Source organism: Allobosea sp. AK1, from assembly GCF_006714945.1.
GTDB lineage: Bacteria > Pseudomonadota > Alphaproteobacteria > Rhizobiales > Beijerinckiaceae > Allobosea > Allobosea robiniae.
The window spans coordinates 853,234-875,663 of sequence record NZ_VFMG01000001.1 but is presented as its reverse complement, the minus strand read 5'-3'; the positions used below and the strand labels follow the sequence as shown (position 1 = coordinate 875,663).

Here is a 22,430-nt window from a genome sequence, read left to right as displayed (position 1 = left end):
CCGCAGGATTTCAGGCCGGGGGCGGCGCAGGCAAATAGATATTGCCTATGCTTGCCATCGGTGCGCCCGCGTCAGCGCAATTGGCCAGCCGCTTCGGCCGCTCGTTGCCGGGGCCGGACGATCGCCCAGGAGCCGACGAGCACGATGATCTCGGAGAGCGCGCCGCCGAGCAGCGCCCAGGACGGCGAGACCGTCAGCAGCAGGACGAAGACGAGCAGCAATCCGGCGGCGGCAGCGATCGCCGAGAGAATGGCGATCGAGCGATAGTCCTGCACGATCTCCAGCCAGATGCGCGGCATGACATAGAGCATCGGCAGGCTGCTCATCACCCAGGCGAGCACGGATATCTCGAAGAACCGCGCGCCCTCGAGGCTGCCGGGCTCGATGAAGGGCAGGGCGATCAGGATGGCGACGCCGTAGAGGAAACCCAGCCCTGCCAGCACCGGCGGCCAACGGCGCAGCCTCTGCCCGACCTTGGCGAAATCGCGATGCGCCATGAGCTTCGAGAGCTCGGGGTGCATCATGTTGGCGAAGGCTGTGGAGACGATGCGCAGCGGCACGAAATTGACCAATGCCGCCGCGATCGGGGCGTAAGCCGCCGGGCCGGCCATCGCCGCGACCATCAGTGCCATGCCCTGGCCCTGCAGGTTGGTGATCGTCACGCTCAGCACCGACCATTTCAGGTCGCGCCAGAGCCGACGATAGCGTCGCCAGACATGCCGGCCGAAGCTGAGCCGAAGCGTGCGCCGTCCGAGGACCAGCAGCACCGCGATGCCGAGTGCATTGGCGCCGGCCATCACCATGAAGGTGTGCAGGAGGATGTGGGTATTGTCCCAGATCACCCAGGCCGTTCCCGCCGTCCCGCTCAGCGTGAAGGCGAGGTCGCTGGTGCTGACCAGCATCTGCCGGCCGCGGGCGAAGAAGACCATGCGGACATGCGCCCGCATCGCCCACAGGCCGACGAAGGCGCCGCCGAACAGGGCCCCCTCGTCGAGCCAGACGCCGAGCACGCCGGTGACGACGAGGCCGAGCAGCAGCGACAGCAGCATCGCGGCCGAGCCGAAGCTGACCTCATAGGCGCCTGCCGCACCGGAGCGGCGGCTCTGGGCGATCGCGATGCTGGCGGGCAGGGCCGTGAGCGCGCGGATATAGGTCAGGCCGAGGCCGCCGACGACCATCACCAGCGCAAAGATGCCGTAGTCGCGTGCCGATACCGCATGCAGCAGCGCGATGTTGAGGCCGAGATGGAAGGCGCTCTGCATCGCCTCGCCGCCGACCATGACGACGAGCCGCAGGATGATGCGGCGGATAGCCTGGAGGTTCATCGCAGGCCGGCCGAGCTCTGGCGCAGCATGTCGTCGGCGACGGCGGCGATGGCCTGGGCCACCGCCTGCTCGCTGAACAGGGCGGTGAAGCGCTCGCGCCCGGCCCGCGCCATCGGCGCGAGGATGTCCGGCTTGTCGACGATCTCTGCGAGAGCCTGCGCGAGTGCGTCCGCGTCGCCCGGCGGCAGCAGGCGGCCGGTGATGCCGTCTTCCACCACCTCGCGCAGGCCGCCGATGGCGGAGGCGAGCGGCGGACGACCGAAGGCCATCGCCTCGATCGCGACGCGGCCAAGCGATTCGGGCCGGCGCGACGGCACGGCGACGACATCCGCCCAGCGATAGAGCGGCGTCGGATCGTCGAGGAAGGGCTCGACGCTGACATGGGAATCGAGGCCGGCGCTTGTCACGGATTCGCGCAGGGCGATTTCGAGGCCGGGATCCTCGAAGGCGCTGCCGACGATACGGGTCTCGATGCGCTCGCGGATTTCCGGGCGCAGGGCGGCGAGCGCTGCGAGCAGGATTTCCTGTCCCTTGATGCGATTGATCCGGCCGAGCATCAGCACGCGCAGACGGCGCTTGCCGTCATAGTCTGTCGGCGCCCAGTCGGCGGGGCCGGCGACGCCGTTATAGATCACGTCCGAGGGAAGGCCGGGCGGGGGCTCGAAGGCCTCGCGCGTCGCCCGCGAGTTGAAGATCAATCGGGCGCGACCCCAGAGGACGAGCCGGCGCAGCAGCGTGCGGGTCGCGCCTTCGGGAATCTCGTGGATGTGCTGGAGCGCCTTGCCCGGGAAGAACCTGGCGGCGAGGACGTGATCAACGATGACCGAGGTGTTGATGTAGACGAGATCGCAACGCCTGAAGCGTCGTGCGGCCCGGAGAACGGCGCGGGGGAGGACGACCGGCGCGGTTGCGATCAGCCGGGGCAGGTCCTTGCGCCTGAGCACCCAGAGCGGCTCGAGCACGATCCGGCTGGCGCTGCCTTCGAGCAGCCCCCGGATCGGCCCCTCGCGTGGCAGGACGACCTCGATCTCGGCGGAAGGATAGGCTTGGCGCAGGGCCGCGACGCTTTCGGCGAAGCTGCGATCCGAGCCATAGAGCTCGTAACCCTGGTGAATGCAGGCAATGCGGAGGGGCACGATCCATTTCCGTTCGAGGCCGCGGCGGTCCGTTCCGGCCACGTCCGGAATTCGGGAAAGCAGACCCTAACCATTCCAAATGAAAGGAGGATAAATCACGGTTCTTCAAGGCATAATGCGAGATGCGACGTTTTGCTCGCGATTCTTCGCGAGCCGGTTTGGACAGTTTTAAAATGGCTACCCCTCCCACCCTGCTGATCCTTGGAACACGCGGGATTCCGGCAGCGCATGGCGGTTTCGAGACCTTTGCGGAGAAACTGGCGCTCTTTCTCGTCGAGCGTGGCTGGCGCGTCGGCGTCTACTGCCAGGATGAGGTGACCACCGTCACGCAGCGCTTTCGCAGCGAGATGTGGCGGGGCATCGAGCTGATCCGCACGCAGGTTGCGTCGGAAGGGCCGCGGGCGACGCTCGAATTCGACTGGCACTGCGTACGCGATGCGGCGCGGCGCGAGGCGGTGAGCCTCGTGCTCGGCTATAACGGGGCCGTCTTCCTGCCCTGGCTGCGCCTGTCCGGGCGGAAGATCCTGACCAATATGGACGGCATCGAATGGCGCCGGCCGAAATGGTCCTTTCCGGTCCGTGCCTGGTTCTGGGTCAATGAATGGATCGCGGCCTGGACGTCGAACCGGCTCGTGGCCGACCACCCGATCATCGCTGATCATCTGGCGACCCGCCGACCGCGCGCGGCGACGGCGATGATTCCCTATGGCGGCGTGCCGATCCTGTCGGCGCCGGTGGCGCCGCTTGCCAAGCTCGGCCTTGAAAGCGGCCGCTACCTCGTCTCGATCGCCCGGATCGAGCCGGACAATTCGATCCTCACGCTGGTCGAAGCGTTCTCGCGCAAGCCGCGCGGCATGAAGCTCGTGGTCCTCGGGACGCTTTCCGACGAGATCGACTACCATCGCCGGATCATGGCCGCGGCCGGGCCGGAGGTGCTGACGCCGGGTGCGATTTACGATGCGAATATCGTCCAGGCCCTGCGCTTCCATGCCCGCGCCTATATGCACGGCCATACCGTCGGCGGCACCAATCCGTCGCTGGTCGAGGCACTCTGGGCGGGCAATCCGGTCATCGCGCACGACAATCCCTATAACCGCTGGACGGCTGGCGATGCCGGCTTGTTCTTCTCCGACGAGGCAAGCTGCTCCGAGGCGATCGACAGGCTGATCGCCGATGACGACCTCGCCGGGCGCCTGAAGGCGGCGGCGCTGGCGCGGGCGCGGGAGAGCTTCGAGTGGGATGCCGTGCTCGAACATTACGAGCGGGAGGCGCTGGCTCTGATGAACCGGGGCGCCGAGCCGGAACTGACCGCCGTCAAACTGGCGGACAAGGGCTGCGGATGAGCTTCAGCCGCCGGGCCGTTCTGGCGGGCGCTGCAGGAGCGGCCCTCCTCGGCCGGGATCGGGCGCGGGCGGCAGGACCGATCGTCCTTCGGCGCGGGATCAACCTCTGGCCCTGGTTCTCGCTGACGCGGGAATTTCCGGCGCCGCGCACCGACTATGACTGGCCGCCTTTCCAGCTCGACCGACCGGTTCCGACCGCGTGCGATCTCGGGCAGTTGCGGCGGGCGGGCTTCGATTTCGTGCGCATCCCCGTCGACCCCGGCCCGATCGTCGCAGCGGCGCCGCACGAGCGCGCGATTCTGCTGGATCAAGTCATGGCTGCGGTCGCGCTGGCGCTCGGCCAGGATTTCACGGTCGTGCTCAATCTCCACGCGAATGCCGCGACACATCACTGGACGCCGGCGCATTTCTTCGGCAGCGAGATGGCTCCAGGCTTTCCCGCCTATCTCGCGTTGATCGCCGAACTGGCGCGGCGACTCGCCCTGCTGGGTCCGGACCGCGTCGCGCTCGAACCGGTCAACGAGCCGTTCCAGGCCTGCGGCGCGGCCGAATGGGAGCGGCTCCAGAAGCGAATGCTCGGCGCCGCCCGCAGCGCCGCGCCCGGCCTGACCCTGGTCGCGACCGGGGCTTGCGGCAGCATGATCGCCGGGCTGGAGCCGCTGAAGGCGAGGGCACTGGCGGCTTTCGAGCCGCTGCTCTTCACCTTCCATTTCTACGAGCCCTATCTGTTCTCGCATCAGGGCGCGAAATGGATGAGCGAGCCGTTCTATCCGGCGCTCAACGCGGTGCCCTGGCCGGCCTCGCGCGGAACGCTGGAGGCGACGCTCGCTGCTGTCCGCGTTCGCATGGCGGAGCTCGGCCAGCCGGCAACGGGACGCGGCGCAGCCACCTATCGGGAGACCGAGCGGGTGCTGAAGGAGTATTTCGACGCCCGGCCGGACCGCCCCTTCATCGAGGGCTACCTGCGGAACGTTCGAGCCTGGTCGGAGCGCGAGGGCGTCGCGTCCGGCCGCATCCTGATGGGCGAATTCGGTGCCGTCCGCACAGGGGCCGGCATCGCCGCCTCCGCGCCCGCCGACCGGGCGCGCTATGTTCGCGACGTCCGGATGAGCGCGGAGGCGCTCGGCTTTCCATGGGCCTTCTGGAACCTGTTCGACAGCCTCGGTCTGCTGGTCGACGATGTCAGCCGGCGGCCTGACCCGGCCATGATCGAGGCGCTCGGGCTGACGATGCCGGGCTGAGCGCGTTTGTCCGGCCTTGACGCTCCGGCCGGTAGAGGCAGAGCACGACGATCGCGAACTTGGCAGGCAGCGTGGTCTTGGTCGCGATGCTCTCCGAGCCGTTCAGGAGGATGATCCAGACCACCATCGGCAGCCAGACGCCGCCAGCCCGCCCCAGCCGCGCGAGCTCGTACATGAACAGGCCGAAGGCCACGGTGACCAGCGCGGTGACGATCGCGCCCTGGTAGAGGATCATGCGGATGAAGGGGTTCTCGATGCCCCATTCCAGGCCGTTGACGCGCCGGAGCGTGTCGACGAGCTCGTTGTCCGGGCCGAAGACGAGGTCGCCCAGCGAGAACATGCCGAGCAGGTCGAGCATTTCCTTGCGGGCATTGGCGCTGCCGCCGTCGGAAATGAAGCGCGCGGCCAGATCGTCGAAGAAGCCGAGAACCGCCAGCCCGCCGATCGCGACCGGCAGCAGCGCCGCCAGCAGGCAGCCGATCGCGGTGCCGACCAGCGAGACCCTGCCGCGGCGCAGCGAGGCGAACAGCACGACGATGCCGTAGCAGAGACCCAGTGCCAGCGAGGCCAGAAGCGCGGTGCGCCCGCCGAAGACGACGAGGGCGGCGCTCTGCAAGGCGATCAGCGTGCCGCGCACGGACGGCGACAGGGGGCGGGCGCCGCTGATCAGCGCCATCAGGTAGCAGGCCGTGATCATCGCATTGGCGAGGGGATGGCCATGCAGTGCGGCCGAGCGCGTGTCGGTCTCAAAGGCGATGCCGTCGAAGCGGTAGGGGAACAGCCTGATCTGGGTGACGAATTCGGCGAGCGCGAGCAGGGCGTTCAGCGTCATCACGACATGCAGCAGCGTGGTCAGCGTCGCCATGGTCTCGTCATCGGCATCGGCTAGCAGGAAGACGAGGAGGCAGGCGGCGACATAGGTGTCGACCAGACCGCCGATGCCGGCGCCGCCGCGCAAGAGGGTCACCACGATGACGGCGATGGTGACGACCAGCATCAGCAACGTCGCCGGCCGGGCGCTGGCGAGATGGATGCCGCGGCTGACCGGGTCGCCACTGGCGATCAGGCTCCAGCAGAAAACCAGCACGATCATGTAGGTCGAGGGGTGGATCTTGGTGGCGGCGGAGCCGGCGAGGCCGTCGTAATTATAGCCGACAAGCCAGAGCATACCGCCGGAGACGCAGAACAGCACCAGCACCGCGGCGAGCGTGCCGATGCGGCTCAGGCCGCCGAGGCGCGCCCAGACCGGTGCTGCCCGAAGCCCTGCGGCGGCGCCGGGGCCGGCGGTGCGCATCAGCCGCTTCCGCCGTTGTCGACGAGGATCGTCGCCGTGATCGAGCGACCCATGATGCGCGCGGCCTCCATGGCCTGGACGATATCCTGCTGGCGCGTGGCATAGAGCCGGGCGACCAGCACGATCTCCTCGGCCATGCCGACGAGCGGGGCGATCCTGACATTGCGGCCGAGTGCGCCGCCATCCATCACGACGAGATCGAAATGGCGGCTCGCATCGGCCAGCATCCGCGTCGCGAAGGTGCGGCCGACGCCCTTCTGCGGCGGGGCCTTGCGGCGCCCGCCCGACATCATCGCGACATCCTTGCTGGCGCCGAAATGGATCGCCGCCTCCAGGCTGCTTTCGCCACGGAGCAGGTCCATCAGGCCGGGGCCGGTTTCCTCCGGCGCCTTTTCGAGATCGGCATCGACCAGCAGCACGCGCTCGCCCTGTTGCACGGCTGCTTCCGCAAGGAGATCCGTCACGCGCTCGCGATCGGCCGCGTCGGCCTCGACCGAAGTCAGGAGGAGGCTGCGGGCCGCCGTCGCACCCGTTTCCGGCGCGTTGAACAGGCGCAGCAGCGCGAGCCCGGCCTCGCCATCGGCTTCCGCTGGCGCGGGCGACGCCTTCCATAGGCGCCAGCGTCGTTTCGTGGCCGGCTTGCGCGGACGCATGATGGCGATGACCGGCGCGCCCACCAGCGCCTCCGTCTGGGAACGGGACATGAGATGAGGCGCGGCGTATTCCCCGATCAGCGCGAGGCCCGCGCCAAGGCCGAGGCCCAGCATTCCGGCAGCGGCGATGAGTGGCAGGGTCGGCGGCCAGCTCTTCTGTTGCGGCGGCTGCGCCCGGCTGATGATGCGGGCATTGGTGGTGTCGAGACTGGCCTGTTCGCGGGTTTCCTGGGCGCGCAGCAGGAAATTGGCATAGACGGTGCGGGCAGCCTCGAGATCGCGCTGGAGATCGCGCAGCCGGACCGAGGCCTGGTCTGCTCCCTGCGTCTGCCGGGTCAGGGCTTCCAGCTTGCCGGACAAAAGCTTCTCGTTGCCGAGCGCGCGCTCGTAATCGGTGCGCACGGATTGCTCGACGCGGGCGATTTCGGTCGCGATCATCTGGCGGATATGGACGAGCTGGCTCTGGGCCGCGCCGATCGAGGGATGGCGCGGGCCGAGCTGGCTCTGCAGATCGGCCGCGCGCTGGACCAGCGTCGCCTCCTGCTCGCGCAGCTTGGCGACGACTGGTGACTGGATCGCCTCGGTCGAGCTGCCGGCGAGGCTGCCGCCGCTGCGGCGCTGCTGGGCGATCTGCTCGACCTGGGATTTGAGCGCGGCCGTCCGTGCCTGGGCCGCGGAGAGCTGGTTGCTGATCTCGCCGAGCTGCTGGTCGCTGATCAGCCGACCGGAGGAGGCTACGAGATTGTTCTCCTGGCGGTAGCGCTCGACGGCATTCTCGGCCTTCTCGACACGCTTGCGCTGTTCGTCGAGCCGGGCGGTCAGGGAATCGGCAGCTTCGATCGCTGCCTTGCTGCGGGCATCGGCCTGGTCTGCGAGATAGGCTTCGGCGATGGCGTTGGCGAGTTTCGCGGATTTCTCCGCGTCCTTCGTCGTCACGACGACGTCGACGACGAAGACCTTGTCGGCGCGGCGCACAGAGAACAGGCGGCGCAGATTGGTCAGCGTGCGCGTTTCCGCCGGCGTCAGGCTGCCATCGGCATTCGGCGGATCGGCGGCGCCCAGGCCGAAAAGGCGCGAGAGCAGGCCTCGACCGTTGAACTCGCTATCCTCCGCGAGATGCGTGGCGCGGATGGCGCGCATCAGCACGCTGGTGGACTGGATGACGCTGGTCTGGCTCTCGACCTGCGCCAGGCCGCCATCCGGAGAGACGGTGCTGGGGTTGACGTCGTTGCTGACGACGTTGCGATCGCGCGGGTCGATCAGGAGCTGGGCCGAGGCGGTATAGAGCGGGGAGGTCACGACGCCATAGGCCAGCGCCAGGCCCGCCAGCAGGCCGGCGATGCCCAGGATCATGAAACGGCGGTGCCAGAGGATGCGCCAGAGCTCGGAAATCTCGACAGCGCCATCCGGGCGCCGGCGATAACCTTCCCGAGGAGCCGGCTGCACCGCTTCCTCCTGCCGATGATCGCTCGCAGCCAGGCTGGCCATTCCTCTACTCTACTCAACGCAACAATGCCGGCACAGCGGCCTTTCCAGGCCGCGGCACCTCCGGGACCATGCCATCGACTCCTTAACAAGCCCCGTTCGGCCGTGGCTCCGCTGCGGCGTCAGGGCTAACGAAATCGAAATCCCGGCATGGCAGGTTGCCTGCTGCTGGCGAGCCGCTCGGCGCGCGCTGCCGCGTGGGATGGGGCATGCGACTGACGTTGACGATCGGTGCTTCGCCGTTGCGGCGATGGCATCTCCTGCTGATCGATCGCCTGAGCGGCATTCCGGGCCTCGATCTATCGATTTTGCTGCCGGAGGCCGATCCGGCCGACCGGAGCGGGCTCCGCCTTCTGTTTCGCGTCGAAGGCCTCCTCCACGGCCTGCGGCCCGATAGCCTGTTCGCTACGGCGCCCCGCAGCGCTGTGACGGTTCCGACCGGCCGGTCGGCCGGAGCTGCCGATCTGGTTCTGGATCTCGGCAAGGGAGCGACAGTCGTGCCGGGCCGTCGCTGGACCCTGCATGCCGACGGAGAGGCGGGAGAGGGCGCTCTCGTTGCTGCCTTGCTCGCCGGGCGGATGCCGCTGGTCGAACTGAAGGAAGGCGGCGAACTGATCGCCGCCGGCCGCCCGGGAACCGAGTATGGCCGCGTCCTTCTGGCGACGCTGGACGACGTCCTCAGCCGGCTGGTGACGCTGATCGTTGCCGCCGTGTCCGGCGGGCGACTGCGTGTTCCGGTCCTGCCAGTGATGGAGGCCGAGCAGCCGGCTACGTCCGCGCCGCAAGCCGGCATCGCGAAGACCATCGTCAAGGCCGGGGTCTCGAAAGCGCTCGCACTGGTCTACCGGGCCTGTTTCCACGCGCCGCATTGGCGGGTCGGCTGGCGCAGGTTCGACGGCCCCGACCTGTTCGCGTTGAAACGGCATCCCGACAGCGGCTGGACCGATCTGCCGGATGACGGCACCCGCTTCTATGCCGATCCGTTTCCGATCCTGCACGAAGGCCGGCTCACGCTCTTCGTCGAGGATTTCGTCCATGCGACCGGCAAGGGCATCATCTCGGCGGTCGAGTTCGGATCGGACGGTCCGTTGGGTAGGCCCGAGCCCGTCTTCGAGCAGCCGGGGCACCTGTCCTATCCCTTCGTCTTCGCGCGGGACGGGGAAATCTGGATGATTCCGGAAAGCTGCAGCGCGGGGCGGGTCGACCTGTTCCGCGCCACCGCCTTCCCGGGCGGCTGGGTGAAGGAGGCGACCCTGATCGAGGGCGTCACCGCGAGCGACGCCACAATCATCGAGCGGGACGGGCTATGGTGGCTGTTCGCGACGGTGCGCGATGGCGGCGGGGCGTTCTCCGACGCGTTGCATCTGTGGTCGGCGCCGGATTTCCGAGGGCCCTGGACCCCGCATCGGCGCAATCCCGTGCTGATCGACATCGCCTCGGCGCGCCCCGCCGGCCGCATGGTCCTGCGTGACGGCCAATTGCTGCGCCCGGTGCAGGATTGCCGCCAGGGTTACGGCAAGGCGCTCGGCATCGCCCGCGTCACCCAACTCGACGATGCCGGTTTCGCGCAGGACATCGAGACTATCCTGGAGGCCGGTCCGCTCTGGCCCGGTCGTCGCCTGCACAGCCTGAACAGCGCCGGCGGCTTCGAATTCATCGATGGCTCGGCGATGGTTCGGCGGAATCCGCTGGCTCGGCGGAAGCCGGCGGACGCGAGCGCCAGTTCCTGAGGGCATGGCCGGCGCCGTCGGCCATCATGGCGAGCCGTCCGACCAGCGTGCGCGCGCCGGTCACCGAATCCAGCGTCTCGGATTGCGTGGCGAAGCGCCGCTTGAAGTCCTCGCCGCCGCACATGAAGTCGACCATCTCCAAACCCCGGTCGATCGACCATTGGATATAATCCATCATCAGGACCATGCCGGGCGAGGCGCGCTCGAATTCCGGGTCGTAGGTGGTGATGAAGGCCATCATCCGCCGGCGCTGAACGACGTTGATCGAGACCGCGACGACGGTGCCGGCCAGTTCCAGCACGAAGACATGCAGGATGCCGAGCCGGGCCATCACGCCGACCAGCGCGGCAAGCGCGGGCGCGCCCTCATCGAACAGGTCGGAAGCGCGGCCATGCCGCTCCAGCCATTTGCGCTTGAGCGCGGCAACGCGCGCGAGCACCGGCTCCAGCGGCTCGTCCGGCGCCATCAGACGGAAGCAGAGTTCGCCGCCTTCCTCCATGAATTTCCGGCCACGCCGGTAGTTCTGCCGCGTCTTCTTCGACTGCGCCTCGAACCAGTCCGTGCCGCGCTGCCAGGGGCCGGCGACGCGATAGCTGATCTCGCTGCGATGGTTCGGGCGCAAGGTGCCCGCCGTGATGTCCGAGGCGATGATGCTCCGCATTGCGGCATCCGGCAGCAGCCGGTTGAGATAGAGCATGTCGAAGCGGCCGGTCGCGGCGATCTCCCACCACAGCGCGGCGACGGCATCGCGATTACGGTCCGGCGCCAGGAGGGCATCGCCGTAGTCGCTGTGCTCCTTGGCCGCCCATTCCAATACGGTGACGCCCCGGCGCCGGATCGTGGCGAAGGGCAGCACGGCTTCGAGCTCGGCGCCGTTCCAGACCAGGCCGATCACGAGGTCGCGGTCGTCGCGGCGTGTCGCGGTGCGCCACCAGGCATCGATCCAGGCATGGCTCTGGAAGACGATGCCGTCGGCACGCTGCCACAGGGCGTTCCAGGCCGGCGCGAGCGCGGCGAACTCCTGATAGGAGGTGATCGTCTCGATGTGCCGGCCGCCTGCCGCAGCGAGCCGCTTCTGCCCGCTCACGACCGGGTTTCCTCAATATCCGGCGTGACCTGCTGCTGGCTGGCGCGGGGGCGCAGGCGCAACCTGATCTGCCGCCACATCCGTTTCAGCGGCATCAGATAGAGGCCGGAGAGGGACTGGTAGTCGCGAACATTGCGCTCCATCAGCCCGAACTTGAAGTCCTCGTCGGGCTTCGGCACGCAGAGCGTCCCGAAGAAGCGATCCCAGAACGAGAAGAGCAGGCCGAAATTCTTGTCGTAATGGCGCGGGTCGACGCTGTGATGCAGCTGGTGCCAATGCGGGCACAGGACGACGTTGTTGAGCGATCCGAACGAGATCTTGAAATGGGTGTGCCTGACGAAGTCCATCATCAGGATGTTGCGCATCACATAGACATTGATGCCGAAGACGGTGAGTTCGACCAGATTGAGCGAGACCAGCGACCAGATGCCGAAGCAGATGCCGGGGATGACGCCGTCCCAGGCACGGTTCATCAGTTCGTCCAGCGGGTGCACCCGGTCCTTGGTGATGCCGACCATCACCTCGGCGGAATGATGGACCTTGTGCAGCTCCCACAGGATCGGGAAGCGGTGCTGCGCGACATGGTAGAAATAATAGGAGATGTCGTAGGCCAGCAGCATCGTCACGGTGAAGATCACCGTGGTGACAGGGCCGGCCGGGCCGGGGATCAGCGGCGCGTCGATCTGGAAGAGCGCCGCCAGCAGGCGGTTGGTCGCATAGCCGACCGCGACGACGAAGGTGATGCCCGCCGGCAGCATCAGGAAGGGCATGAGCGCCTTGCGCGTGACCCAGAACAGCAGGTCGGCCTTCGCCGAGGGGTGGGTGATGATCTCGTGGGGAAACACGAAATCGAAGAACTCGCGGAAGCTGCGCTCCTTCGTCGTCCTGAGATAGGCGACGAGCGCGCTCACCAGCGCCGTCAGCAGGAGCATCCCGGTCGCCACCAGGCTCGTCGCCGAGATCTTGTCGAGGATCTTGCCGATGAAATCGGCCATTTGCGCAAACATCGGCATCTCAATCATCGATGCGGGGGGCACATCATTGGCACGCTGGTGATTAAGGCTTCGGCCGACGGGATGAAAGGTCGATGCCCGGGGTTAAGCCATTTCTGGTTAAGCCCGGGCGACCGCATTCGCAGAATCCGGGGCTGCGCCATTCAGCGATCGGGCGACAGCTCCGCATAGATCAAGCGGTTGCGCCCCTCGTTCTTGGCGCGGAAGAGAGCAAGGTCGGCGGCATTGACCAGTCGGGCGGGATCGCCTTCGGCATCCGGCCAGGCGGTCGCCACGCCGACGCTGATCGTCACCCGCTCAGTGCCATGGGCGATGTTCAGCTCGCGCACGCCCTGCACCAGCCGCTCGGCGACATGGCTCGCGCCTTCCTGCGGCACGCCGGTCAGGATCACCACGAATTCCTCGCCACCGAAGCGCGCGGCGAGGTCGGTCGAGCGGGTCGAGCCCTCCTGGATCACACGTGCGACCTGCTTCAGCACGTCGTCGCCGGCGAGATGTCCATAGGCGTCGTTGTAGCGCTTGAAATGGTCGACATCGATCATCAGCACCGAGAGCGGGCTTTCGGTGCGCTGGCAGCGCTTCCATTCGGCGGCGAGATATTCGTCGAAATAGCGGCGGTTGCCGAGACCGGTGAGCCCGTCGATCCGGGTCAGGCGTTCCAGTTCGAGATTGGCGCGCATCAACTCGCGCTGGCTTTCGCGCAGCGCGCGATAGGCCTCGTCGCGCTGGAGATGATCGAGATAGGCGCGGGTGTGGTAGCGCACCCGGGCGATCAGTTCGAGCTTGTCGGGCAGCTTGACGAGATAATCGTTGGCGCCGGCCTGGAACGCCTCGCTCTTCGTCGACGGGTCCTCCTTGGTGGAGAGCACGATGACGGGCACGGCATGCAGGGCCGGATGCTTGCGATATTGCCGGACGAGGTCGAGCCCGTCGACGCCGGGCATGACGAGGTCCTGCAGGATGACCGTCGGCTTGACGCGCTGGGCGACCGCGATCGCCTCCAGCGGGTCGGTGCAATAGTGGAAGTCGAGATCACCATGATGGGCCAGCGCGCGACGGACGGCTTCGCAGACCATGACCTGGTCGTCGACCAGCAGGACCATGGACAGGTAGCTGTCGGCCGGAAGCGGGACGTCGGGCAGGGAGGATTTCGTTTCGCCTGTCATGGGAAAACCTTCATCAGGGCGACGGAGCGTACACCTCGGTCAGGCGAGGGGCGATCGCGCCCAGTGGTAGAATTTCGACGGCCGCGCCGATGGCGGCTGCAGCCTTGGGCATCCCGTAGACCGCGCTTGTGGCTTTGTCCTGCGCGATCGTCAAACACTGCCTGTCGCGCAACAGTTTCAGGCCACGGGCGCCGTCGCGGCCCATGCCCGTCAGCAGGACGCCGATCGGGTCTCCCTGCCAGCTTTCCGCAACGCTCTCGAAGAACACGTCGACCGACGGACGATAGGGATAGTCGCGCGGCTCGGCCCGATAGCCTAGCTCGCCGCCCGGCTTGAAAACGAGATGATCGGGGCTTGCCGCGATCAGCACGGTGCCGCGCTCCGGCCTGTCGCCTTCGCGGGCCGGCCGGACGGGCAGGCGGCAATGCTCGCCGAGCCAGCTTGCGAAGCCCGGCACGAACTGCTCGTCGAGGTGCTGGACCAGGATGATCGCAGCCGGGAATTCGGGCGCGAGCCCACCAAGCAGGGTCGCCACGGCGGCCGGACCGCCGGCGGAGGCGCCGATGGCGACGAGACGCTGGGAGGGAGAGGCCGCTGCCGGCGGCCGGCGGGGGCTCGGGTTCACCGGCGGCAGGTTGCGCGACAGGCGACCGATCGTCGCGATGCGCGTCAGCAGGGCGGCCGTCTGCGCCGAGGTATGGCCGCCGAGACCGACGCTGGGAATATCGACCGCATCAAGCGCGCCATGGCCCATCGCGTCGTAGACGCCGGAGACATTGGCATCGACGCTGGCCGTGACCAGCAGGATCGGGCAGGGCGTCTCGGCCATGATCCGGCGCGTCGCCTCGATGCCGTCCATCTCCGGCATGTTCAGGTCCATCAGGATCAGGTCGGGCCGGTCGCGCCGGCAGGCCTCGACCGCCTCGCGGCCGTTCATGGCGATCCAGGCGACCTCGTGCTCCACCGTGGAAGCGATGACGCGTCGCAACAGCTCGACCGCCATCGGCAGGTCGTTGACCAGACCGATTCTCATGAAACGCCCCCACAGCGGATGCCCGGATTCATGGCTCGCCAATCAGGTCGACGACCGCATGGATCAAAGTTTCGTCGTGGAAGCTCCCCTTGGTCAAATAGTAATCCGCGCCGGCATCGAGGCCGCGGCGGCGATCCTCCTCGCGGTCCTTGTAGGAAACGATCATCACCGGCAGGTTCCGCAGGTTGGGGTCGCGCTTGATCAGGGTGACGAGCTCGATGCCGTCCATGCGGGGCATGTCGACATCGGTGACGACGAGGTCGAACGGATCGGAGCGCACCGCGTTCCAGCCGTCCATGCCGTCCACGGCGACCTCGACCTCGAAGCCGTGATGGTCGAGCAGCTTGCGCTCCAGTTCGCGCACCGTCAGCGAATCGTCGACGACGAGGACGCGCTTGCGCCGTTTCTGGCCGGCGCGCGACACGCTGCGTTCCAGCGTCCTGAGGCGCCCGCCCGAGACCAGCTTGTCCATCGAGCGGATCAGGTCCTCGACATCGAGGATCAGGACCGGCGAGCCATCGTCCATCAGGGCGGCGGCGCTGACGTCCTTGACCTTGGCGAGGCGCGGATCGAGCGGCCGGACCACGAGTTCGCGCTCGCCGAGAAAGCGGTCGACCACCAGCGCATAGAGATTGTCGCCCTCGCCGACGACGACCGTCGGCAACTCCGCTTCGCCGATCGCGGCTTCGCCCCGGCCGAGGACCTCATGGGCAGTGACGAGCCCGACCTGCTGCTCGCCATGGCGGAAATGCGGACGGCCTTCGAGCAGCTCGATCTTGTCGCGCGGCAGCCGCAGGGCGCGGGCGATCGCGGCGAGCGGCAAGGCATAGGGCTCGCCGTCGATCTCGACGAGGAGGGCACGGATCACCGAGAGGGTCAGCGGGAGCTGAAGCTGGAAACGCGTTCCGATGCCGGGCTCGGAGGCGACGGTGACCTGGCCGCGGACCTGCCGGACCATCGCCTGCACGGCGTCGAGGCCGACACCGCGGCCGGAAATGTCGCTGACCGTCGCCTTCATCGAGAAGCCGGGCAGAAAGAGGAATTCGAGCAGCTCCTCCTCGCTGAGGTCCCAGACGGTTTCGGCCATGGTCAGGCCGCGGGCGAGCGTCGCCTGGCGGAGCGCCTCGATATCGATGCCGCCGCCATCGTCGGAGACGATGATCTGGAGCAGGCCGGCATTGTGCCGGGCTTCGAGCCGGACCAGACCCTCCGCCGACTTGCCGGCGGTGCGGCGCTGCTCGGGCACCTCGATGCCGTGATCGACCGCGTTACGAAGGAGATGACCGAGGGGCGCGTCGAGCTGGTCGAGGATATCCCGGTCGATGCTGGTGGCGCCACCGACGATGTCGAGGCGCACCGTCTTGCCCAGTGCGCGACCGATATCGCGGACATTGCGCTCGAAATGCCGGACTCCGTCCTCGAAGGGGCGCATCCGGCTTGCCAGCGTCTCGTCGTAGAGCCGGTTGGCGAGATCGGTCGCGCGCCGGTCGACCGTGTCCATCTCGTCGAGACGCTGGGCGAGCAGCGCCTGGCCCTCGGCCAGCTTGAGCTGTGCGGTCGCCAGCGCCTGTGCCGCCCTGCCGGCGCCATCGGCGGGCATTGCGGCCTGCAGGTCCTCGAAGCTCTTGGTGAGCTCGGCCTGGACGCGCCGCAGCCGCAGCAAACCATCATTGAACGGGCGCAGCCGGCGCGCCGACATCAGCGATTCACCGGCAAGGCCGAGCAGGCGGTTCAGGCTGTCGGCGGTGACCCTGACCATGCGCTCGCCGGTCGCGGAATCTCCGATAGGCGCAGGCGTTTCGGGGAGGGCAGCAGGCGGGAGAGGCGGCTCTGCGCCGGGTGCCATGCCGGCCGGGTTGGCATCTGGACCGGATGCGCCCGGCGAGGGTGCGTCGCTCGTCTGGGAAGCGCCGCGCAAGGTCTGTGCGAAGGCCTCGATTCGTGCTCCGGTCTGGGTGTCCGGCTCCCCTGATCCGGAAGCGATTTCGCCGAGCAGGTCGATGCCGGCGAGCAGCGCGTCGATATGCCTGCGGTTCAGCCGGATCTTGCCGTGCTGGGCGGCGACGAGGCATTCCTCCATCTCGTGCGCGACCTGCACGGCCGGCGCGAGATCGATGATGCGGGCGGCGCCCTTCAGCGAATGGGCGGCGCGCATGCAGGCTTCGAGATGGACGGCGGCGGCCGGATCACGTTCCAAAGCAAGCAGACCGGTCGTGAAGGCCTGCGACTGCGCCGCAAGCTCCGCCCGGAACAGTTCGAGCATCGAGAGGTCGCTGAGATCCTCGCCGCTCATGCGATGCTCCGGTCGATCAGGTCGAGCAGGCGCTTGGCATCGAGGCAGCCGACTGCGCGTCCGTTCCACGGGATCATCGTCTCGACGACGCTGGCCGCCGCGCGGCCGACCGTTGCCGGCACCGCGCCGCGCTCGTGGGCGCGATAGGCGTGCAGGCCATGGACTTCGTCGACCTCGAAGGCGACGTGCCTGGTCTCCTCGCCGGTGACGACGAGGCGCGGGAAGATCGCGATCCGCTCGGCGCCGCGCGTTGCGGCCGCGGCTCCGATGCCGAGCAGAGCGGGCAACGAGACGCAGATGAGGAGTTCACCCCGGACATTGACGATGCCGCGGACAGCCTCGCTGCGGCGATGAGGCAAGGAATGGACCGGGCGCGGCTCGGCGATCTCGCGGCAGATCCCCGCCGGCAGGCCGAGCCATTCCTCGCCGATGCGGAAGATCAGAACGCTGTCGACCTCTTCGCCTTCGGGCGCCTTCTCGTCGAGCCTGGCAAAATGTCGTGTCCATTCGTCGCGGTAGCCCGGCGGCAAGGGACGATCGAGCAGCTTGCGGGCGATCTGCGCATGGGTCGGGCAGTTGCGGCAATGGAGATGCTCGTCCAGCTCCGGGCAGGAGCGGTCGCCGCTGACGCCGATCTCGCGCCAGCATTCGGCGATGTCGTCGGTCGTCATTGAATCAGTATCGGCGGGCATCAGGTGCCGCTCCGCTTCGTCAGCCGGTCGAGCCGGTCGGCCAGGGCCTTGGCGCCGCTATGATCGCCTCGTCGCTGCTGGAGCAGCCTGAGCTGGGCCAGTGCCCGCTGGTGGTCCGGGGCGAGATAGAGCGCCTTGCGGTAGTTCCGCATGGCGTCCTCCATCGCATCGGCCGCGTCATGGGCAAGCCCCAGCCAGTAGAACGCATCCGGCGAGGGGCCGAATTCGGCGATATGGCGCTCGGCGGCTGCGCTCACCTCGGCGAGGCGCCCGGCATCGGCGGCGCGCTCGATCCCCGCCAGGCTGGCTGCTGCCCGATCCGACGCGGGCGCGGACGGCGCGGCGAGCGGCGCCTTTTGGGTGAAGGGACGTGGCGTCGAGAGCGGTGCGGCCGGTTTGGCCTGGAGCGAGGGGGCAGCCTTCGCCGGAGCCGGCGGTGGCTTTCGCGCAGCCGGCGGCTCGGCGGGTTTCACGCGGGCGGCCTGTGCCTTCACGAACGCGAATGCCCGCGGAAAGCGTACCGATGCGAAGCCGAGCAGAGGCGGCAGGCCGGATTCGGCCGGGCCGACCAGCAGCAGGCCGTCATCGGCCAGCATCTGCCGGAGCCGGATCAGCGCCGCACCTTGTGTCTCGCGGTCGAAATAGATCAGCAGGTTCCGGCAGAAGGCGACGTCATAGGCCTCCTGGCCGGCATTCGTTGCCGTGGCCAGCACATTGCCGAGGCGGAAGCGGACGTGCCGGCGGACGATGTCATGTGGTCTGAAACCACCGTCACAGGCCTCGAAATAGCGATCGCGAAAGGCGATATCGGTGCCGCGGAAGGAATTCTTGCCGTAGATGGCGCGCTCGGCATGGACGAGGTTGCGGGTGCTGATGTCGATCGCATCGATCTGGAAGCTGCCATCCGGAAAGCCGGCATCGAGCAGGGCCATCGCGATGGAATAGGGTTCCTCGCCGGTCGAGCAGGGCAGGCTGAGCAGTCTCAGCGGGCGATTGCCGGTCCGGTGCTCGCGCAGATGCCGGACCATCGCACCGAAGGCCTCACGATCGCGAAAGAACCAGGTCTCGGGGACGATGACCGCGTCGACCAGCTCCTGCCGCTCGGCCGGGCTCTCGGTCACGAACGCCCAATAGGCGTGAAGGTCGGGGATGGCGCAGGCGGTCATCCGCCGCTTGAGGGCATGGCGGATCACGGAGGCGCCGACCGTCTCCATGCTCAGGCCGATGGTTTCCCTGAGCAGCTTCTCGAAATCCCGGATCGGAGCGGTCTCGTCCATCACGGCTCTGCCGCTTGCTGACGGAACAGGATGTCGCGGATTTCGGGCGTGAGCAGGGCCTCGCCCCGGACCCATTGGATCAGGCCGCGCTCATCGCTGGCGACCGGGCCGAGATAGGGCGGCATGCCGGCCTCGACGCCGGAGGTGGTGAAATCCGCCGCATCGCGCGCGATGGTCTCGACCGCCTGCTCGACCAGCAAACCGAGAAGGTCGTCGCGACCGGGACCGGAGGGGTAGCGCAGGAGGATGATGCGGGTGCTCAGGCGCGGCTCGGCCGGGCGCCCGAGCGCCAGCACTGCGAGATCGATGACCGGCACCGGCCGGCCGCGATAGCTGATCGCGCCGGCCACGCCTGCGGGCGCGCCGGGCAATTGCTTGGTCGCGAGCAGCGGCAGCACGGCCTCGACCTGCCCGGTCTCGAGCACGTAGCGATCCTGCCCCAGCTGGAACATCAGAAACAGCATCGTGCGGTTCCGTTCCGCCCTTCCTGTCAGGCGCGCAGCTTGAAGCGCGAGATCGAGCTGCGCAGCCCGTTCGAGACCTGGTTGAGCTCGTCGATGGCGAGCGTCGACTGCTGCAGGGATTCGACCGTCTGCTGCGCGGCCTCGCTGAGCTGGGAGAGCGCCTCGCTGATCTGGCCGGCCCCGGTCGCCTGCGCCTGCATGCCTTCATTGGCCCCCTCGAAGCGCGGAACAAGCCCCTGGACCTGCTCGATGATCTCCGAGAGCTGGCCTCCGACCTGCTGGACCTCCTGCATGCCGCGCCGCACCTCCTCGGAAAACTTGTCCATGCCCATCACGCCGGCGGCGACGGCCGACTGGATGTCCTTGACCATCTGCTCGATGTCGTAGGTCGAGACGGCGGTCTGGTCGGCGAGGCGGCGGATCTCGGTCGCGACCACCGCGAAGCCGCGGCCATATTGCCCGGCCTTCTCGGCCTCGATTGCGGCATTGAGCGAGAGCAGGTTGGTCTGGTCGGCGACCTTGGTGATGGTGGTGACGACCTGGTTGATGTTGCCGGCCTTCTCGCTGAGGATCGCGAGCTTGGCGTTGATCGCGCCTGCGGCCTCCATCACCTGCCGCATCGTGCTTTCCATGCGCGCGAGCCCGGCCTGCCCGCCATTGGCGAGCGTCGCGGTCTGCTCGGCGACGGCCGAGACCTCGTCCATCGTGTGGGCGAGTTCGTTGGAGGTGGCGGAGATCTCCTTGGCAGTGGCGCCGATCTCGGTCGTGGTGGCGGCGATCTCGTTGGCGGTCGCCTGCTGTTCCTTCGAGGTCGCGGCAACCTCGGTGATCGAGGTGTTGACCTGGATGCTCGACTTCTGGATCTGGCCGATCAACCCGGCGAGATCGTCGGCCATGGCGTTGACGCCGTCGGCGACCGTGCTGAATTCGTCGCGCCGGGCGAGCGTCAGGCGCTCGCTGAAATCGCCGCGCCGCATCGTGTCGACGATGCCGAGCAGCTTGCCGAGCGGCACCGTGACGGCCCGGAACAGCAGATAGCCGCAGAGAATCGCGAGGATGAATGCGATCACGAAACAGACGATCAATCCGAGCTCGGCCGCCTCGACGATGGCGACGATCTTGCGGGTCGAAGCATCGGCTTCGGCCTTGTTGAACGCGATCATGGCCTTGGCCACGGACTGAATCCGGGCTGCGATCGGGTCCAGGTCTCGCTTCGCTGTTGCGCTCTGGTTGAGTGCCGGTTCATTGGCGCCTGAGAGCCTGCCCGCTGCGATGATCGGGTCCGCGGCTGCGGTGAACTGGTCGAAGAGGTCTTTGAAAAGTGTGTGATTCTTCCGGTCTTCAGCGGTGGTGACGGCTGCGTCGTAGCTTCTGAGAAGCCCGCGCATGGCTTCGCGATTGGCGGCAACGGCTTCCGCGACCTGTCGCTTCTCCTCCGGGGTGTCGGCCAGCACGAACTCGCGGATCAATCCGCGCGTCTCCGTCCAGCTCGCCAAGAGCTGCGCGCTGATATCGAGGCCGGGAATGGTCTTGGCCTCGACCTCGATGGCCTGCCGCTGGGCCTGGAGGAACCAGAGATAGCTGGCGCCGGCCATGGCGGTCATCACTGCGAGGATCGCGGCGAAGCTGATCAGGATGCGGCGGCGTATCGTCAGGCTCTTCATCGCTCAATCCATCGTTGCGGCGCGCCGGTCGCTTCGGGCTGCTGCATGAGCCAAATCGTTCGCAGATCATTGTTAGCGAGGAGTTATTGCGTCTCCGTTGCGGAAACGCTTCGCAATGATAGCTGTACAGTGTCGCGGCCGTGCCGTCAGGCGCTGCGGGCCTGCGGCAGGAAACGTTCGGCCGCGAAGGGCGCAGGGTCACACAGGGTCGGCGCGCCGGTCATCATTTCCGCGAGCAGGCGGCCGGTCGCGGGTCCTAAAGTGAAGCCGTGATGGGCGTGGCCGAAAGCGAACCAGAGGCCGCGATGGCGTGGCGCGGCTCCGATGATCGGCAGCATGTCGGGCAGGCAGGGGCGGGCGCCGCGCCAGGGTTCGGCATCGAGGCGGCGGCCCAGAGGCACGATCTGCCGCGCGATGCGCTCGGCCCGGTCGAGCTGCCAGGAATCCGAGGGCTCGTCGCGGCCGGCGAGCTCTATCCCGGTGGTCAGACGGATGCCACGCTGCATCGACGTCAGCACGAAGCCGGCCTGGGCATCGCAGAGCGGATGCCGCGGCGCGGCTTCGTGGGCGCTGTCGTAATGCATGTGGTAGCCGCGCTTGAAGCCGATCGGGAAGCGATAGCCGAAGCGCTCGATGAGATCGCTCGACCATGGTCCCAGCGCGACGACGGTCTCCGGCGCGCGCCATTCCGCGCCGTCGACTGACAGGCGCCACTGCCCGTCCTCCTGATGCAGGCCGGTCGCGTCGGCCGGTTTCAGCAGGCCGCCGCGCGCGACGAAGAGTGCTGCATAGGCGCGCGTCACCGCGCCGGGGTCGCTGACCGTGACCGGGTCGCGCCAATGCACCGCGCCGGCAACGCTGCCGGCGAGCAGGCCGGGCTCCAGACGGCGCAGCGCGGCGTCATCGAGCAGATCATAGCTGAGGCCGTAGGCAGCCAGTTCGGCCGCCCCGCGGGTCGCCAGATCGAGGCCTTTCTGCGTGCGATAGAGCTCGATCCAGCCTTCGCCGCGCATCAGGGCCTCGGTGCCGGCCGCTTGCGTCCAGCGCCGGTGCTCATCGATGCAGCGCTCGATCAAGGGCAGGATGGCGCGGCCGAGCCTGTCGAGCCGGTCAGGGGCCGAGTTCCACCAGTAGCGCGCGAGCCAGGGCGCCATCCGCAGCAGGGCCGCCGGACGGTAGCGCACGGCGATGGAGCGGTTCGAGGCGAGGCTCGCCAATGTCGCGAGATCGCGCGGGAAGGCATAGGGCACGACGGAAGAGCGCTCGATCAGCCCGGCATTGCCATGGCTGGTCTCGGCACCCGGCTCGCCGCGATCGACGAGCAGCACGCGCCGGCCACGCTCCTGCAGATGCAGCGCCACGCTGACGCCGACGATGCCAGCGCCGAGCACGATCACATCGGCCTGTCCTGTCGCGGTCGCCATCGTCGTCGGAATCCGTTCCATCTGCCCCAAGCCGGGCATAGCGGAAGCGAGCCCCACTTGAACAGGTTTTGCAAGAAAATAAAAACTGTTTGACAGCTTGAAAGAAAAAT

General features: G+C 67.8%; 17 protein-coding genes. 3 read left to right on the top strand and 14 right to left on the bottom strand.

What is annotated here, in order from left to right:
- Window positions 1-71 precede the first annotated feature (71 nt).
- On the bottom strand, window positions 72-1,325 hold the full coding sequence (locus tag FHT98_RS04510; RefSeq protein ID WP_142112717.1) for a hypothetical protein: 1,254 nt from the start codon (window positions 1,323-1,325) through the stop codon (window positions 72-74).
- The gene (locus FHT98_RS04505; RefSeq protein WP_142112715.1) at window positions 1,322-2,461 is read right to left on the bottom strand and encodes a glycosyltransferase family 4 protein; all 1,140 of its coding nucleotides are present in this window, start codon (window positions 2,459-2,461) and stop codon (window positions 1,322-1,324) included. The genes FHT98_RS04510 and FHT98_RS04505 overlap by 4 nt, the downstream gene beginning before the upstream one ends.
- A gap of 173 nt (window positions 2,462-2,634) precedes the next feature.
- On the opposite strand from FHT98_RS04505, the gene FHT98_RS04500 reads away from it, so the two are divergent.
- Window positions 2,635-3,804, top strand: a complete 1,170-nt coding sequence (locus tag FHT98_RS04500; RefSeq protein ID WP_142112713.1) for a DUF1972 domain-containing protein — start codon at window positions 2,635-2,637, stop codon at window positions 3,802-3,804.
- The gene (locus tag FHT98_RS04495) at window positions 3,801-5,045 is read left to right on the top strand and encodes a glycoside hydrolase family 5 protein (RefSeq protein ID WP_142112711.1); all 1,245 of its coding nucleotides are present in this window, start codon (window positions 3,801-3,803) and stop codon (window positions 5,043-5,045) included. Before FHT98_RS04500 ends, FHT98_RS04495 begins: the two co-directional genes overlap by 4 nt.
- Here the strand turns inward: FHT98_RS04495 and FHT98_RS04490 are convergent.
- A complete protein-coding gene (locus FHT98_RS04490) occupies window positions 4,987-6,339 on the bottom strand; it encodes a VpsF family polysaccharide biosynthesis protein (protein WP_185745069.1) in 1,353 nt (450 codons plus the stop codon). The genes FHT98_RS04495 and FHT98_RS04490 overlap by 59 nt on opposite strands.
- Window positions 6,339-8,480 (bottom strand): GumC family protein, encoded by a 2,142-nt coding sequence (locus FHT98_RS04485; protein WP_142112709.1) that lies wholly within the window; start codon window positions 8,478-8,480, stop codon window positions 6,339-6,341. Before FHT98_RS04485 ends, FHT98_RS04490 begins: the two co-directional genes overlap by 1 nt.
- 206 nt (window positions 8,481-8,686) lie before the next feature.
- Between FHT98_RS04485 and FHT98_RS04480 the strand changes: the two genes are divergently transcribed.
- Window positions 8,687-10,207, top strand: a complete 1,521-nt coding sequence (locus tag FHT98_RS04480; RefSeq protein ID WP_142112707.1) for a glucosamine inositolphosphorylceramide transferase family protein — start codon at window positions 8,687-8,689, stop codon at window positions 10,205-10,207.
- On the opposite strand, the gene FHT98_RS04475 is transcribed toward FHT98_RS04480, so the two are convergent.
- The 10 genes from FHT98_RS04475 to FHT98_RS04430 all read right to left on the bottom strand — a co-directional run bounded on the left by FHT98_RS04475 (window position 10,131) and on the right by FHT98_RS04430 (window position 22,320).
- The gene (locus tag FHT98_RS04475; protein ID WP_142112704.1) at window positions 10,131-11,294 is read right to left on the bottom strand and encodes a GNAT family N-acetyltransferase; all 1,164 of its coding nucleotides are present in this window, start codon (window positions 11,292-11,294) and stop codon (window positions 10,131-10,133) included. The two genes, FHT98_RS04480 and FHT98_RS04475, sit on opposite strands and share 77 nt — an antisense overlap.
- Window positions 11,291-12,301: a sterol desaturase family protein gene (locus FHT98_RS04470; RefSeq protein ID WP_248309141.1), complete on the bottom strand. Its 1,011-nt coding sequence runs from the start codon at window positions 12,299-12,301 to the stop codon at window positions 11,291-11,293. Before FHT98_RS04470 ends, FHT98_RS04475 begins: the two co-directional genes overlap by 4 nt.
- Before the next feature lie 149 nt (window positions 12,302-12,450).
- Window positions 12,451-13,473, bottom strand: coding sequence for a GGDEF domain-containing response regulator (locus FHT98_RS04465; protein ID WP_142112702.1), 1,023 nt, complete (start codon window positions 13,471-13,473; stop codon window positions 12,451-12,453).
- A 13-nt stretch (window positions 13,474-13,486) separates the two neighbouring features.
- Entirely contained in the window at window positions 13,487-14,506 is a 1,020-nt protein-coding gene (gene cheB, locus FHT98_RS04460) for a chemotaxis response regulator protein-glutamate methylesterase (protein WP_142112700.1), read from the bottom strand.
- Between the two features lie 28 nt (window positions 14,507-14,534).
- Entirely contained in the window at window positions 14,535-16,799 is a 2,265-nt protein-coding gene (locus FHT98_RS04455; RefSeq protein WP_142112698.1) for a hybrid sensor histidine kinase/response regulator, read from the bottom strand.
- The gene (locus FHT98_RS04450; protein WP_248309140.1) at window positions 16,796-17,470 is read right to left on the bottom strand and encodes a chemotaxis protein CheW; all 675 of its coding nucleotides are present in this window, start codon (window positions 17,468-17,470) and stop codon (window positions 16,796-16,798) included. The genes FHT98_RS04455 and FHT98_RS04450 overlap by 4 nt, the downstream gene beginning before the upstream one ends.
- Window positions 17,471-17,490: 20 nt before the next feature.
- Window positions 17,491-18,768 (bottom strand): CheR family methyltransferase, encoded by a 1,278-nt coding sequence (locus FHT98_RS04445; RefSeq protein ID WP_142112693.1) that lies wholly within the window; start codon window positions 18,766-18,768, stop codon window positions 17,491-17,493.
- Complete coding sequence (locus FHT98_RS04440; RefSeq protein WP_142112691.1) at window positions 18,768-19,232, bottom strand: chemotaxis protein CheW; 465 nt, start codon at window positions 19,230-19,232, stop codon at window positions 18,768-18,770. The genes FHT98_RS04445 and FHT98_RS04440 overlap by 1 nt, the downstream gene beginning before the upstream one ends.
- A 26-nt stretch (window positions 19,233-19,258) precedes the next feature.
- On the bottom strand, window positions 19,259-20,896 hold the full coding sequence (locus FHT98_RS04435) for a methyl-accepting chemotaxis protein (RefSeq protein WP_091856390.1): 1,638 nt from the start codon (window positions 20,894-20,896) through the stop codon (window positions 19,259-19,261).
- A gap of 146 nt (window positions 20,897-21,042) precedes the next feature.
- The gene (locus FHT98_RS04430) at window positions 21,043-22,320 is read right to left on the bottom strand and encodes an NAD(P)/FAD-dependent oxidoreductase (protein WP_142112688.1); all 1,278 of its coding nucleotides are present in this window, start codon (window positions 22,318-22,320) and stop codon (window positions 21,043-21,045) included.
- Between the last annotated feature and the right edge of the window lie 110 nt (window positions 22,321-22,430).

What these genes read in the sequence shown, in the direction of transcription:
- FHT98_RS04510 (WP_142112717.1), bottom strand. Translation starts at nt 1,325, where the DNA reads ATGAACCTCCAGGCTATCCGCCGCATCATCCTGCGGCTCGTCGTCATG.
- FHT98_RS04500 (WP_142112713.1), top strand. Translation starts at nt 2,635, where the DNA reads ATGGCTACCCCTCCCACCCTGCTGATCCTTGGAACACGCGGGATTCCG.
- FHT98_RS04495 (WP_142112711.1), top strand. Translation starts at nt 3,801, where the DNA reads ATGAGCTTCAGCCGCCGGGCCGTTCTGGCGGGCGCTGCAGGAGCGGCC.
- FHT98_RS04490 (WP_185745069.1), bottom strand. Translation starts at nt 6,339, where the DNA reads ATGCGCACCGCCGGCCCCGGCGCCGCCGCAGGGCTTCGGGCAGCACCG.
- FHT98_RS04485 (WP_142112709.1), bottom strand. Translation starts at nt 8,480, where the DNA reads ATGGCCAGCCTGGCTGCGAGCGATCATCGGCAGGAGGAAGCGGTGCAG.
- FHT98_RS04480 (WP_142112707.1), top strand. Translation starts at nt 8,687, where the DNA reads ATGCGACTGACGTTGACGATCGGTGCTTCGCCGTTGCGGCGATGGCAT.
- FHT98_RS04470 (WP_248309141.1), bottom strand. Translation starts at nt 12,301, where the DNA reads ATGTTTGCGCAAATGGCCGATTTCATCGGCAAGATCCTCGACAAGATC.
- FHT98_RS04465 (WP_142112702.1), bottom strand. Translation starts at nt 13,473, where the DNA reads ATGACAGGCGAAACGAAATCCTCCCTGCCCGACGTCCCGCTTCCGGCC.
- cheB (WP_142112700.1), bottom strand. Translation starts at nt 14,506, where the DNA reads ATGAGAATCGGTCTGGTCAACGACCTGCCGATGGCGGTCGAGCTGTTG.
- FHT98_RS04455 (WP_142112698.1), bottom strand. Translation starts at nt 16,799, where the DNA reads ATGAGCGGCGAGGATCTCAGCGACCTCTCGATGCTCGAACTGTTCCGG.
- FHT98_RS04450 (WP_248309140.1), bottom strand. Translation starts at nt 17,470, where the DNA reads ATGACGACCGACGACATCGCCGAATGCTGGCGCGAGATCGGCGTCAGC.
- FHT98_RS04445 (WP_142112693.1), bottom strand. Translation starts at nt 18,768, where the DNA reads ATGGACGAGACCGCTCCGATCCGGGATTTCGAGAAGCTGCTCAGGGAA.
- FHT98_RS04440 (WP_142112691.1), bottom strand. Translation starts at nt 19,232, where the DNA reads ATGCTGTTTCTGATGTTCCAGCTGGGGCAGGATCGCTACGTGCTCGAG.
- FHT98_RS04435 (WP_091856390.1), bottom strand. Translation starts at nt 20,896, where the DNA reads ATGAAGAGCCTGACGATACGCCGCCGCATCCTGATCAGCTTCGCCGCG.
- FHT98_RS04430 (WP_142112688.1), bottom strand. Translation starts at nt 22,320, where the DNA reads ATGGCGACCGCGACAGGACAGGCCGATGTGATCGTGCTCGGCGCTGGC.